The organism is Oleiphilus sp. HI0128 (assembly GCF_001635365.1).
The window spans coordinates 42,453-56,330 of record NZ_LWGG01000898.1 but is presented as its reverse complement, the minus strand read 5'-3'; the positions used below and the strand labels follow the sequence as shown (position 1 = coordinate 56,330).

13 protein-coding genes are annotated in these 13,878 nt (G+C 46.4%); 8 read left to right on the top strand and 5 right to left on the bottom strand.

Annotation, left to right across the window (positions count from 1 at the left end):
* Positions 1–53 precede the first annotated feature (53 nt).
* From guaB to A3763_RS14565, 8 genes are all read left to right on the top strand, one after another.
* The gene (gene guaB, locus A3763_RS14600) at positions 54–1,523 is read left to right on the top strand and encodes an IMP dehydrogenase (RefSeq protein ID WP_068511812.1); all 1,470 of its coding nucleotides are present in this window, start codon (positions 54–56) and stop codon (positions 1,521–1,523) included.
* Positions 1,524–1,614: 91 nt separating this feature from the next.
* Positions 1,615–3,195 carry a glutamine-hydrolyzing GMP synthase gene (gene guaA, locus A3763_RS14595; RefSeq protein WP_068511815.1) on the top strand — a complete coding sequence of 527 codons (1,581 nt, stop codon included), beginning with the start codon at positions 1,615–1,617 and terminating at the stop codon, positions 3,193–3,195.
* A 10-nt stretch (positions 3,196–3,205) separates the two neighbouring features.
* Positions 3,206–3,736, top strand: a complete 531-nt coding sequence (gene tadA / locus A3763_RS14590) for a tRNA adenosine(34) deaminase TadA (protein ID WP_068511818.1) — start codon at positions 3,206–3,208, stop codon at positions 3,734–3,736.
* A gap of 82 nt (positions 3,737–3,818) precedes the next feature.
* The gene (gene galE, locus A3763_RS14585; protein WP_068511821.1) at positions 3,819–4,817 is read left to right on the top strand and encodes a UDP-glucose 4-epimerase GalE; all 999 of its coding nucleotides are present in this window, start codon (positions 3,819–3,821) and stop codon (positions 4,815–4,817) included.
* A complete protein-coding gene (locus A3763_RS14580; RefSeq protein ID WP_068511823.1) occupies positions 4,817–5,239 on the top strand; it encodes an HIT domain-containing protein in 423 nt (140 codons plus the stop codon). Before galE ends, A3763_RS14580 begins: the two co-directional genes overlap by 1 nt.
* A gap of 9 nt (positions 5,240–5,248) precedes the next feature.
* Positions 5,249–6,505 carry a hypothetical protein gene (locus tag A3763_RS14575; RefSeq protein ID WP_068511824.1) on the top strand — a complete coding sequence of 419 codons (1,257 nt, stop codon included), beginning with the start codon at positions 5,249–5,251 and terminating at the stop codon, positions 6,503–6,505.
* A gap of 10 nt (positions 6,506–6,515) precedes the next feature.
* Positions 6,516–7,439: an alpha/beta fold hydrolase gene (locus A3763_RS14570; RefSeq protein WP_068511827.1), complete on the top strand. Its 924-nt coding sequence runs from the start codon at positions 6,516–6,518 to the stop codon at positions 7,437–7,439.
* 4 nt (positions 7,440–7,443) lie between these two features.
* Positions 7,444–7,734 carry a TfoX/Sxy family protein gene (locus A3763_RS14565; protein ID WP_082865380.1) on the top strand — a complete coding sequence of 97 codons (291 nt, stop codon included), beginning with the start codon at positions 7,444–7,446 and terminating at the stop codon, positions 7,732–7,734.
* Positions 7,735–8,301: 567 nt separating this feature from the next.
* Here A3763_RS14565 and hypE read toward each other — a convergent pair.
* Genes hypE through hypB form a run of 5 tightly spaced genes read right to left on the bottom strand, consistent with a single transcriptional unit; the run spans position 8,302 to position 13,809 of the window.
* A complete protein-coding gene (hypE, locus tag A3763_RS14560) occupies positions 8,302–9,342 on the bottom strand; it encodes a hydrogenase expression/formation protein HypE (RefSeq protein ID WP_068511830.1) in 1,041 nt (346 codons plus the stop codon).
* 14 nt (positions 9,343–9,356) lie between these two features.
* Positions 9,357–10,517, bottom strand: a complete 1,161-nt coding sequence (hypD, locus tag A3763_RS14555; protein WP_068634503.1) for a hydrogenase formation protein HypD — start codon at positions 10,515–10,517, stop codon at positions 9,357–9,359.
* Positions 10,507–10,731 (bottom strand): HypC/HybG/HupF family hydrogenase formation chaperone, encoded by a 225-nt coding sequence (locus A3763_RS14550; RefSeq protein ID WP_068511835.1) that lies wholly within the window; start codon positions 10,729–10,731, stop codon positions 10,507–10,509. Before A3763_RS14550 ends, hypD begins: the two co-directional genes overlap by 11 nt.
* 14 nt (positions 10,732–10,745) lie before the next feature.
* Positions 10,746–13,103: a carbamoyltransferase HypF gene (hypF, locus tag A3763_RS14545; protein WP_068634502.1), complete on the bottom strand. Its 2,358-nt coding sequence runs from the start codon at positions 13,101–13,103 to the stop codon at positions 10,746–10,748.
* Complete coding sequence (gene hypB, locus A3763_RS14540) at positions 13,087–13,809, bottom strand: hydrogenase nickel incorporation protein HypB (protein WP_068554351.1); 723 nt, start codon at positions 13,807–13,809, stop codon at positions 13,087–13,089. Before hypB ends, hypF begins: the two co-directional genes overlap by 17 nt.
* Between the last annotated feature and the right edge of the window lie 69 nt (positions 13,810–13,878).

Here is a 13,878-nt window from a genome sequence, read left to right as displayed (position 1 = left end):
GCCCCTCAAGCATTATAATTCCGCGTTTTATCTGGACATAAAGGTTGGCCCATATGTTGCGGATCGCACATGACGCACTGACGTTTGATGACGTTCTCTTGATTCCTGGTTATTCCGAAGTTCTTCCTAACGAAGTTTCTCTTAAAACTCGCCTGACGAAAGGCATCACCTTGAATGTTCCTCTGGTATCTGCCGCGATGGATACGGTGACTGAAGCTCCTTTGGCAATTGCCATGGCGCAGGAAGGTGGCATTGGTATCATTCACAAAAACATGACCGCTGAGCAGCAGGCGGCAACCGTTCGTGCTGTTAAGAAATTTGAAAGTGGTGTAGTGAAAGACCCTATTACCGTTGCTTCAAATATGACGGTACGAGAAGTGTTAGAGCTGACGGCAGCTAACAAAATTTCAGGTTTACCGGTTGTTGACGGTAAAGACTTGGTCGGTATTGTCACTGGCCGTGACATCCGCTTTGAAGGCAGTTTGGATACTAAAGTCTCAAGTATCATGACACCTAAAGATAAGCTGGTGACCGTAAAAGAAGGCGCTACTTCAGACGAAATTCGCGAGTTGCTGCATAAGCACAGAATCGAAAAAGTATTAGTGGTTAACGATAGTTTCGAACTAACCGGCCTTGTAACGGTTAAAGATATCCAAAAGTCGCAAGACTATCCAAATGCTTGTAAAGATGAAGCAGGACAGCTCAGAGTTGGTGCTGCTGTGGGTACGGGTGCTGGCACTGAAGAGCGCGTTGATGCATTGGTGCAGGCAGGTGTTGACGTGATTGTTGTCGATACGGCACACGGACACTCTAAAGGCGTTATTGACCGTGTTCGCTGGGTAAAAGAAAACTACCCGCAGGTGCAAGTGGTTGGTGGTAACATCGCAACAGCTGAAGCGGCGATAGCATTGGCTGAAGCAGGTGCAGATGCGGTTAAAGTCGGAATTGGCCCGGGCTCAATTTGTACGACACGAATTGTGGCTGGTATTGGTGTTCCTCAGGTTTCTGCGGTGGCTAATGTTAGTGCAGCTTTGAAAGAGCTTGATGTGCCTGTTATCGCTGATGGTGGTATCCGTTTCTCTGGTGATATTGCAAAAGCGATTGTAGCTGGCGCAAACAGTATTATGATCGGTAGTTTGCTAGCCGGTACTGATGAAGCCCCTGGTGAAATCGAATTATTCCAAGGTCGAAGCTATAAGGCTTATCGGGGAATGGGTTCTTTAGGAGCAATGGGCCAGTCTCAAGGCTCTAGTGATCGCTACTTCCAGGACATTAAATCTGGCGTCGACAAGTTAGTACCTGAAGGTATTGAAGGTCGTGTAGCGTGTAAGGGGCCGATGACTGCAATCATTCACCAGTTAATGGGTGGGCTTCGTTCTAGCATGGGCTACACAGGTAGTGGCGATATTGAAACGATGCGCACGGTACCGCAGTTTACCAAGATTACCGCAGCGGGCATGAAAGAAAGCCACGTTCACGATGTGACCATCACCAAGGAAGCACCTAACTATCGTGTTGGCTAGGCTTTAAGTACTTTTTAAGTTTTATTTATATTATGCGGGGCATCTTCTAGTAGAGCCCCGTTTTGTCTTTCTAAGAGGTTGATTTAATCCCATGACAGACCGTCAAGATATTCACGCACAGCGTATTCTAATTTTAGATTTTGGTTCACAGTACACTCAGTTAATCGCACGTCGAGTGCGTGAACTGGGCGTTTTCTCAGAGATTCGTGCCTGGGATATGGACGAAGCCGAGATCCGTGAATACAAGCCGACGGGTATTGTCTTAGCGGGGGGGCCTGAGTCTGTGCCTGAGCCTGGTTCTCCACGTGCACCAGAAGTTGTTTATAGCTTGGGTGTGCCGGTTTTAGGGATCTGTTATGGCATGCAGACTATGGCCGAACAATTAGGCGGCAAGGTTGAAAGCTCTGATGTACGAGAGTTTGGTTATGCCCAGATTAAATCTGAAGGTGATAGTGCTTTGTTCAAAGATATTGCAGATCACATTGAAGGTGCAAACCGCTTATTAGATGTATGGATGAGCCACGGTGATAAAGTTACTGCGATGCCTGAAGGTTTTGAGTTGATGGCCTCAACTGAATCTTGCCCTATTGCTGGTATGTACTGTGCAGAGAAGAATTTCTTTGGTATCCAGTTCCACCCTGAAGTAACGCATACCCTGCAGGGTGAGCGTATTTTAAGTCACTTTGTAAAAGATATTTGTGGTTGTGAATCACTTTGGACGCCAGCAAAGATTATTGAAGATCAGATTGAACGAGTTCGTGCCCAAGTGGGTGATAAGAAGGTCTTGCTAGGTCTATCTGGAGGTGTTGATTCTTCAGTGGTTGCGGCGCTATTGCATAAAGCCATTGGTGATCAGTTAACCTGTGTTTTTGTCGATAACGGCTTGTTACGTAAGAACGAAGGCGACATGGTGATGGAGATGTTCGCCGAAAACATGGGCGTCAAAGTCATTCGTGCTGATGCTGAAGACTTATTCTTGGGTAAGTTAGAAGGTGTTTCTGATCCCGAGAAAAAGCGAAAAATCATTGGTAATACCTTTATTGAAGTCTTCGATGAAGAAGCAACCAAGATTCAAGACGTTGACTTCTTGGCCCAGGGTACTATTTACCCGGATGTCATCGAATCTGCTGCAGCGAAAACGGGTAAGGCGCATGTTATTAAGTCTCACCACAACGTAGGTGGCTTACCAGACGATATGAAGATGGACTTAGTTGAACCTTTACGCGAGCTATTCAAAGACGAAGTTCGTAAGATGGGCTTAGAGCTAGGTCTGCCTTACGACATGGTGTATCGCCACCCCTTCCCAGGGCCTGGCCTAGGTGTTCGTATTTTGGGGGAAGTGAAGAAAGAATATGCAGAAGTTTTGCGCGAAGCCGACGCTATCTTCCTGGAAGAACTTCATAAGGCAGACTGGTATCACAAAACATCACAGGCATTTGTTGTCTTCTTGCCGGTTAAGTCGGTGGGTGTTGTAGGGGATGGTCGTCGTTATGAATGGGTTGTTTCGTTACGTGCCGTTGAAACAATTGACTTCATGACCGCTCGTTGGGCGCACTTGCCTTATGAATTACTAGAGACGGTATCGAATCGAATTATTAACGAGATCGAGCATATTTCGCGTGTCGCATACGATGTCAGCTCTAAGCCGCCAGCGACGATTGAGTGGGAATAATTAGTAAGAAATGACGAAAGATAAGGTCGCATCAAAAAACTCTGGTAAGGAGCAACGCATAATTGATGAGCGTTGGATGCGACGCGCCTTGAACCTTGCAGAAAAAGCGGGCGCTGAAGGTGAAGTGCCAGTTGGAGCTGTCTTGGTTAGAGGTGAAGAGGTTTTAGGTGAGGCCTGGAACCGCCCCATCGCTAGCTGTGACCCGAGTGCTCACGCTGAAGTGAGAGCTATTCGGGCAGCAGCAGAACACGAAAGAAATTATCGCCTGCCTGGTACGACACTTTATGTCACCATAGAGCCTTGCACGATGTGTATTGGAATGCTGGTTCATGCTCGAATTGATCGTTTGGTGTTTGGCGCTCGTGAGCCTAAAGCGGGTGCGGTAGTGAGTCAGAATAACTTATTGAGTCACCCTTCCATGAATACCGAAATAGTCTATGCTGAAGGAATATTGGCGGAACAATGTAGTCAGATAATACGGGACTTCTTCGCGTTTCGCCGCCAACAGAAAAAACAGATCCGGCAGAATGCTTCACAATAATATTTTTTTCATATCAATCTTTTATAATAATCAAGCTAGGCTGTTGGATAGATAAATTCAGAAACAAAGGAAAGTAGAAAGAATGAAAGTACTTGTAACGGGTGGTGCGGGCTATATTGGTAGCCATGTTGTAAAACAGTTGGGTGAAGCAGGCCATGACATAGTGGTTTACGATAACTTATCGACCGGCTATGAGTGGGCGGTGACCTATGGTGAGCTTGTTGTTGGTGATATTGCTGATGTTGAAAAACTTGATCAGGTTTTTGCCAAGCACAAGTTTGAAGCAGTCTTACATTTTGCCGCGAACATTGTGGTGCCCGAGTCAGTCGTAAATCCACTTAAGTACTACAGTAACAATACTCGTAATACCCTGAATTTACTGACTATTATTGAAAAGTATAAAACGCCTTACATGGTATTTTCGTCAACGGCGGCTGTTTATGGTATGCCGGAAGAGAAAGTAATTAGCGAAGATATGCCACTAGCGCCAATCAACCCTTACGGCGCATCGAAAATGATGAGCGAGCAAATGATTCGTGACCTGTCGGCAGCCAGCGATTTGAATCATGTGATTTTGCGTTACTTTAACGTTGCCGGTGCTGACATTACCAGCCGTTTGGGGCAGGCAACCCCCGAAGCGACTCATCTGATCAAGGTCGCTTGTGAATGTGTAACAGGTGAGCGCGATGGTATGGTGATCTTTGGTACGGATTATGAAACACGTGATGGTACCTGTATCCGCGATTACATCCATGTTGATGATTTGGCTAAAGCGCATGTTATGGCGCTCGATTACATGGCGAAAGGCGGTGAATCGCAAATCCTAAACTGTGGTTATGGCCGTGGCTTTACGGTCAGTGAAGTAATCGATACGGTTAAGGAAAAGTCAGGGCAAGACTTTCCGGTTGAAAATGTCGACCGCAGAGCAGGTGATCCTGATGCGCTGATGGCAAATAATGCCAAAATCAAAGCAGTACTAGGCTGGGAGCCAGATCATGATGACTTAGGTGTGATCGTTAAGTCTGCTTTGGATTGGGAAGCTAAGTGGCAGAAACAAAAAGCTGAGAGTGCAGGCGCTTAATGGCAGACTTCAAACTCGACTCACGCCTGGAAAACGATACGATTCACATAGCGTCTTGGCCATTGTGCGAAGTCTTATTGATGAATGATGTTCAGTATCCATGGCTTATTCTTGTTCCTCGCGTGGGTGATGCAACGGAGTTGTATCACTTAAGTGATGAGCAACGTCAGCAGTTAGATCTTGAGTCGATGTATCTTGGGCAAAACCTAATGCAGCTATTCTCGGGTGATAAGCTTAATATTGCCGCCTTGGGGAACGTTGTAAAACAGCTACATATTCATCATGTTGTGCGTTTTGAAGGTGACCCGACATGGCCAGCGCCAATTTGGGGTAAATTGCCTGCTCAGTCTTATAGCACAGATGAACGCCAGGCTACCTTGCTCAAGCTTAAGCGTATTATTGATAAAGACTGGTCTAACTAGTTATTGTCAATGAAGTACGACAGTTCAGCCGTTTCCAAATACCTGGATACCTATGCAGAGCCTGATATCCAAGCTCTGCAACGCTCCCTGGAAAGACCTTTCGACGCTGTGCTGGTTATTCCTGTTTATGATGAGCCCATCACTCAACTCTTAAAGATTATCGATAAAGTTAGCGCTCATTCGGCTGTTTTGATTTTCGTTTTCAATGCACCGGATGTTGATGAGCCTGAAGTTGCTGCTGCGCAGCAGCGAACACGAGAGGCGCTTGAAAGTCTGGTAAAGCAAACGCAGGCTAGGCAAGAGTCTGAGCTATTTCGAGCTAATATTTCCTCCACGCTGACCCTATATTGTATGAGCTATTGTCACGCGGAGCGCCTGTTGTCACCAAAGCAGGGAGTTGGGCTTGCCAGAAAACTCGGTATGGATCTCGGCCTAAAGCTCGTGCAGCAACAATATTTGAGTACCGGGAAACTAGCCGATTGGCTGCATTCAAGTGATGCGGATGTGAGTTTACCTGAGAGCTATTTTAATATCTCAGTGGATGACTCAAGCGCTGCCGCTGCGATTTACCCCTTCAAACATATTGCTGAGCTCGGGTATGAAACAGCGATGAGCTTGTATGATCACTCCTTGCGTTATTATGTTGATCAACTCCAGCAGGCTGGTTCACCTTATGCCTTCCACACAATCGGGTCATTGATAGCTGTTAGCCCTATCGCTTATGCGCTGGTGAGGGGGTTCCCGAAACGTTCAGCAGGTGAAGACTTCTATTTATTGAATAAGCTCGCGAAAGTTGGGCGTATTCATTCCTTGGAAGCTCCCACGATAGAAATTTCCGGGCGTCCTAGTCACCGTGTTCCCTTTGGCACCGGACCTGCGCTGCTAAAAATTAGCCGCATGGAAAAACCTGACAAGGTTTATACTTTCTATCATCCACAGTGCTTCAAACTGTTAAAAAAACTTCTAAGTATCATTTCAAATTCAGGACAGTCCTTCTCGTCTGCTGAGCTTCTGTTTGAAGCGATTAAAGATACAATGAGTGATGTCGATAGTGCAGCAGTGATTCAAGCGCTCTGTAATTTGAAGATAGAGAAGCAATTTAAACATCTTTCCCAAAAACGTGATTCGATAAGCTTTCAACGCGCTTTTCATATCTGGTTTGATGCTTTCGTCACGCTGCGCTTTATTCACGAAGTGCGTGACAGTCACTACCCGAATGTTAGTTTTAATGAGCTGCCTGAATTATCAAGCGAGATAGACCGGTAAGAGAGTTTTGATGACAGATACCTTAAGCAGAAGTGGAAAGCAGAGTGTGATTTCAGGTTTGATTCCCTGGGAATACCAAACCGGTTCAGGCATGACTTTAAGAGGCCATTACACCGAGCCTAGCGGTAAGCCTATGATCCACTTTATTCATGGTAATGGCTTCTGTGGCCTGACTTTTGAAAATCTTTTATCGCACTTTCAAGCTGATTATGACTTGTTTATCAGTGATGGTCAGGGGCATGGCGACAGTGATGCTGGTGGAAAATACCCAGGTTGGAATCGAAGTGCCAAGTATTTTGCAGAGGTATGGTCGAATTTTGAAGGTATGTGGGGCAAGGTGCCACGCATCGCGATGGGGCATAGCTATGGTGCCATCATGTCGACACTGATTATGTCTAGGCAGCCGAAATTATTCGATATGGGAATCCTAATGGACCCTGTCTATATGCCTCCAGTGATGGCGCGAACCGCGACAAGCCTAAAGACGCTTGGTTTGTCAAAGCGGATGCCCCTCGTTCGACAAGCCAAGGCTCGAACAGAGTCTTGGGAAAACTTCCAGGCCGTTTGGGATTACTTATACCAACGAGGTACTTTTAAGGGCTGGAAAGATGAGTGTCTTAAGTCTTATATTGACCATGCATTGATTGAAAGTGACGATGGCTCAATGCGCTTGAAATGCCCGCCTCGTATTGAAGCATCTATCTTCTCTGCTTATGCTAAGGGACTATGGCCAGCGATTCGCCGCATTGAAGCACCGATGACCATGCTCTATGGTGATCGGACTTACCCCTTTGTGAAACGCTCTAAAGCAAAAGTTCACGAAGCAAATTTGAATTACGATTTTATTGAAATGCCGGGTGGGCACTGTTTTATGCAAGAACAGCCTGAGCGCACGGCGCAAGAGATCAAACAAAAACTACGATTTAGTTTGTAGGTTTATGATGCGTTTAAGAGATCTAAAAGGCTTGGGTCCAAAAAGCGAAGCGGACTTGCTTGCTGTTGGCGTCTGTTCTGTAGAAGAGTTAAATCGGATTGGTCCCATTGAAGCATTTCTCAAGCTTAAAGCCTCGAATGATAAAGTCAGCCTAAATTTTCTGTACGCTTTAGTTGGTGCTGTTAAAGGTGAACATTGGCTAGACGTGGCCCGGCGAGAGAAGTCTTATTTGCTTAGCGAGTTAGATGGTTGCCAAGAGCTGGAGAGGATGTTTTCTCAAGATACTACGACTTAAGCAAGTTAGAGCCTTATGGTTATTCATTAAAAAGCATTTGTTAAAGAAGAAAGAAGTGAACTTCTTGAGCTACGTTAAAGTCTGCATTTAAGACTCTGACAACTCTAATAGGGTGCGCCATGCGCACCTCTGAACTCCGTGGCTCAAACAAACATAAATAGGGGTGGCCAAACCAATTCCCCCAGGCCTGTAGGCAGAGCCTTCCACGGCTCGCATGAGGGCTAGCACGAGGTTGATCAAGCGAGAGGTGGATCCTATGCCTACGGAGGAGACGATCAAACTCCGCTGGTGCGCACGGCGCACCCTATTGATATAGAAACGTCAGCTTTTGGCACTACTTTGTCACACATAACCATCAAAGCAATAAATCGCAGCCAATAAAAAACCCGACTAAAGAGTCGGGTCAAAGAAAATCATGAAATCTGTTTCCGAAACCGTGGGCCTGAATCGCTGTTCCGTACTTCGATGATGTAATCATATGACAGGTGATGCCTTGGGTCTGTAGCAAAAGTTTTGCGATGTGTAACATTTGATTAACAAGATCTTTTTTGAGTTGTGAACTGTTACCTAGCAAATTCTCGGTAATTGGTCAGCGTAACGCCACTCAATCAGGCGTTTACCGCCAAAGTTTGTAGTGAGTTGAATCAGCTCGTTTTCATCTTTGATTAGTTCGCCAATGATTTCAGCATCTCGACCTTTAGGGTGTTGTTTCATCACTTGCAGCAGTTGTTTCGTCTGCTCAGCTGGGCAGATTGCAACAAGTTTACCTTCGTTGGCAATATGCAGTGGATCTAAGCCTAGTAGTTCAGCCGTTGCGGCGACTTCAGGTTTAATAGGAAGGTTTGCCTCTTCCAGGCTAATACCTAAAGCTCTGCCTTGGCATAGTTCGTGTAAAACCGCAGCGAGTCCACCTCGGGTTGGGTCGCGCATACAGCGAATAGCGGGGGCAGCTTCCAGCATGCTTTCAACCAGATCATTCAGCGCTTGTGAATCAGACTTTAGAGCGGATGAAAAGTTCATACCTTGCCTTTGAGACATAATGCAGGTGCCGTGATCTCCCAGGGTTCCGCTGATAATGACTTTGTCACCAGCCTTTATATTCACAGGTGATAAGTTGATGTCTTCAGGCAATGCGCCTATTCCTGTGGTGTTGATGTAAACACCGTCACCATGGCCTTGCTCTACCACTTTCGTATCACCGGTAACGATTTTAACCCCAGCCTCTTGGGCTGCCTCAGCCATAGAGTCGACAATGCGTTTTAGTTCAGAAAGCGGGAAGCCTTCTTCTAGAATAAAGCCAACACTTAGGTAGAGGGGCTGGGCACCTGACATGCAGACGTCATTGACTGTGCCGTGCACCGCTAAACTACCGATATTCCCGCCAGGGAAAAATAAAGGGGAGATGACATGGCTGTCGGTGGCCATGGTAATGCGAGACTGTGGTAGTGAAAGTGTTGCTTGATCAGACTTTTCTTGTAGGTAGCTATTATCGAAAGCTGGCAAAAAGAGTTCATCAATTAACGTGGCTGACGCTCGGCCACCACTTCCATGAGCCATCTCGATGAACCCATCCTTGAAATCCAGTGTGCTTGAGGTTTTGTTAGTCATTGGCGGGGCTCTGTCTACTGGGTGTTGGGTTGATAGCGATAGTAAGCTGCGCACGCGCCTTCAGATGATACCATGCATGAGCCAAGCGGGTTTTCAGGGGTGCAGGGCTTGTTAAATAGTTTGCATTCGTAGGGTTTTTTTTGCCCCGTCAAAACGGCAGGGCATTCACAGGCTTTGTTGTCAGATGCGATGTCATTGCCGTTTTTTGCGAACGTATCCTTATAGATATACTCGGCATCAAATTGTTGATATTCCTCTCGCAGCTTTAAAGCGCTGTCAGGCATTTCTCCGAGGCCTCGCCATTCGAAACTCTGTCGAAGGTCTAGGTACTTCTTGGTCAGTGCCTGTGCTTTCTGGTTTCCCTCAAAGCTTACTGCGCGCGTATATTGGTTTTCAACCTGGCAGGTGTTTCGGTTAATTTGGCGAACAAGCATTAAAATAGACTGAAGGATGTCCAAGGGTTCAAAGCCGGAAATGGTAATGGCTGTCTGGTAATGTTTGGCAAGTTCAAGATAAGGGCGTTCACCAGTGATAACGCTTACGTGGCCAGGGCCAATTAAACCATCAAGTACTCTAGTTCCAGCTTGTTTAGCTGGCTCTAGAATACCGGTGATTGCCGGAGGTGTCAGTACGTGGTTGCAGTAGATAAATAGGTTTTTAATATTGGCTTTGACAGCGGCGTCGAGCATAGCAACTGTAGGAGGCGTTGTCGTTTCGAAGCCAACAGCAAAGAATACGATATCCTTGCCAGGGTTATCTTGAGCCAGTGTTAGTGCTTCGAGCGGCGAGTAGAGCATGCGCACATCAGCTCCTTGGGCGCGTGCTTTTAACAAGCTCATTGTTTTGCTGCCGGGTACGCGCAACATATCACCATAAGAGCAGAGAATCGTATTTGGCTGCAGTGCGAGCGAGATAGCATTATCGATCGCGCTAATGGGCAGGACACAAACAGGGCAGCCGGGCCCATGGAGCAAGTCGATATTTTCAGGAAGTAAGTCAGGGATACCATAGCGAAAAATGGTATGCGTGTGCCCACCACAAAATTCCATTAAGCGATAGCGTTTATCACTCTGTACTTCATTGGTTATGCTTTGGCTTAGTTTCTTGGCCAGCGAACCTTGTCGGAACTCGCTGATGTACTTTAACTCTGGTGAGGCTTTTGTTTTAGCGCTCATCAGTCTCTCCTTGTGCAAAGAGCGCTAGTGTTCGTTTGGCCTCTTCTTCATCCAGCTTATTGAGCGCATAACCAACATGTAAAATAACATAGTCGCCGACATGGACATCTTCGACTAGTGCCGTCGAAATCTTGGTCTTCACACCGCTTAGCTCAACGATCGCTTGTTCATCATCGAGAAGTGTTTCAATTTTTACCGGAAGTGCAAGGCACATGGTGCTGAGAGTCCTTAGTTATTTTGCCAATGGCTCAAGTAAGCTTGACCCAGAGCGATGCCACCGTCGTTGGCGGGCAGCTTGATAGGGAAATATACCTTAAATCCCTGTGAAGTTAAGTGTTCGTTAAGCGATTCTCTGAGAAGCCGATTTTGGAAGCAACCTCCTGAGCAATAGACCGCTTTAGTCTGGCGCTGTTTGCTTGATTTCTCTAACCAACGAACGAGACCATCGACTAACTCGCGATGGAACAAGTATGCAGCCTGAGGTTTATTCTCCATAGCGCTTAAATAAGGAAGAAGCGGGCTAAGTAAGAGTTGGTTTTTCTCATCGATTTTGACAAGAGATTGAACGTGGTCCCTGGAGGCTGATCGAGCCAAAGACTCCAACTCTGCAGCGGCTTGCCCTTCATAAGTACACTCTTGGCGAACGCCGATTATTGAGGCGGCTGCATCGAACCACCTGCCTGCACTGCTCGTAAAATGGTGCGTTCCATTCAGAATGAAATGACTAGTGAGCTCATTCTTGAGGCTATCTGCGTAAGCTTCGAATGCCTGTTCCCTACTTGTTTTTGCCAATAGATTTGCACCAATTCGCCAGATTTCCCGTGTGGCGATATCGCCACCAGGAATCGCTATTTTCTCAAGGTGTCCGATACGTTCTATCTGCTTCGAGTCTACATAGAATAGCTCACCACCCCAGGCTTGATTATCGTCTCCCAGGCCATTTCCATCGAGTATTAAAGCAAGCGCGGGTAGTTTTGCTTGGCCTGTTTGTTCTGCGAGTAAGGATGTCAGGTGAGCGTGATGGTGTTGAACTTTTATTAGGGGCGAGTTGCTTTTCTGCGAGTTCTTTTCAGCGAAGTGAGTACTTACATAATCTGGGTGAAGGTCTGCGCAGTATTGATCAATCCTATTGCCAAAAAGGTGTTGATAATGGGCGATGTTAGCCTGGAAACGGCGGAAGTTCTCTGGCTTGTCTAACTCGCCATGATAGGGCGATATATAGGCTTTATCGCCTTGAGTTAAGCAGAAGGTATTCTTTAAATGGGCCCCACAAGCAAGAGAGTGAGCTTGCTTATCTAACAAAGCTATCGAGGTGGGAACGATCCCGCGAGAGCGTCTGATTAGTGCTTTGGGTTCACCTGCCTGAATGACTGAGTCATCAGACGGCGCGAGAATATCACGGTCGTTTAGCAAGGCGAAGTCAGCTAATGAGGCAAGTTGCTCGATGCACTTGTCGTTGTCATAAACTATGGGTTCATCAGGAAGGTTGGCGCTGGTCACGAGTAGTTGATAGTTTTGTGCTTCTTCAAGCCAATTTATTCCTTTTGGCCTGCCAAGCAGGGCATGAAAAATTAGATAATGAAGCGGGGTATAAGGCAACATGCAGCCCAAGTCACTTAGGTTCGGTGCGAGCCAATCTTCCTCTTCTTGCTTAGAGTCAGGCTTTAAAGTTCTTTTCTTAGGCAGAAGTACAATCGGTGCGTGAGAAGAATTCAGCTCGTGAAGGCTTGCTCTGTCTAGCTCGACTATGGGCTCAAGTGAAGGCGTATTCAAGGCCATGAGGGCAAAGGGTTTATCAGGGCGTTGCTTAACTTTTCTTAGCCGCTTAATACTCTCAGAATTTTTGGCATCGCAAATTAAGTGGAAACCACCGATGCTTTTTATAGCAATAATAGCGCCTTGCTTTAATTGTTCGGCGCAAAAATCGATTAGTGCCTGATTCTGTTCTAGAGGCAAACGAATACCTTTCTTATCGACTAGCGCTAATTGTGGTCCACAGTCATTGCAGGCATTGGTTTGCGAGTGGAAGCGTTTGGCATTTGAGGGAGTGGAATATTCGTGCTGACAGGTACTACACATGTCGAACTTTGCCATACTGGTGTTGTCTCGGTCGTAGGGCAGATCGGCAATAATGCTGTAGCGTGGTCCACATTGAGTGCAGCTTATAAAAGGGTGAAGGTAACGACGGTTATTTGTGTCAAATAGTTCATCTAGACAAGAGGAACACAGTGCCAGGTCAGGGGATACTTCTGGTGCATTTGTCGATAATGATAGGCTATTGGAATCAGTTTCTGACTCTATGATTGAAAAGCTAGTGGCTGAGATTTGAGGGCTAATACGCTCAAGCTCAATACTCTCCATCTGAGCCGCAGAGGGCTTTGTTGCTAGAAGCTGATTACGGAATTCATCAAGCTGGGCTTGTTGCCCGGTTAATACAATTTCAAGGCCCGAGGAGGAATTTCGTACTGAACCAGTCAGTGAAAGCGAGTGAGCGAGCCGATAAACAAAAGGCCGAAAGCCAAGGCCTTGTACTCGCCCGCTTACTTTCAGGCGAATACTTGCCGAGTCACTATCTTGTTGGTGCATGTTGATTGAGCCAGCTTAACCACTCTTCCATCCCGTCGCCTGTTTTGGCGGATAGAACGATAAACTTAATATCCGGGTTGATACGACGCGCATATTCGATGCTTTTATCGACATCAAAATCGACATAAGGAAGGAGGTCAGACTTATTGATTAGCATAAGTGAAGAAGCTTTAAACATGTCAGGGTATTTAAGCGGTTTATCTTCGCCTTCCGTGACCGATAAGACCACGACCTTGCTATGTTCTCCTAAGTCGAAAGCAGCGGGGCAAACGAGGTTGCCGACGTTTTCGATAAAAAGAATATCGTGCTCTGCCAGCTCAAGCTTTTTCATGGCATGTCCAACCGCATGAGCATCGAGGTGGCAGCCTTTTCCAGTATTGATTTGAATTGCCTTGGCACCGCTGTCGATGATTCTCTGCGCGTCATTATCTGTTTGCTGGTCGCCTTCAATAACACAGACTCTTTTGTTTCCCTTAAGGGGCTCGATCGTAGCGGTGAGTAGGGATGTTTTCCCGGAGCCTGGACTTGAAACCAAGTTTAAAGCGAGCACTTTATTTGAGGCAAGCAGGGCTCTATTCTTTTCCGCATAGCTATCATTCTTGGCAAGCAGGTCTTGTTCGACCTCAATCAGCCTAGAGTCAGTGTCGTGCTCATGCTCATGTTGATGAGAGTGAGAGGGAGTAGAGCAGCCGCAGGTTGTGCACATGGATATCGATTCTTGTTAGTAAGCTGATAAACATCATAGTAAATGAAACTCGCTCTGGTTAGAATTGCC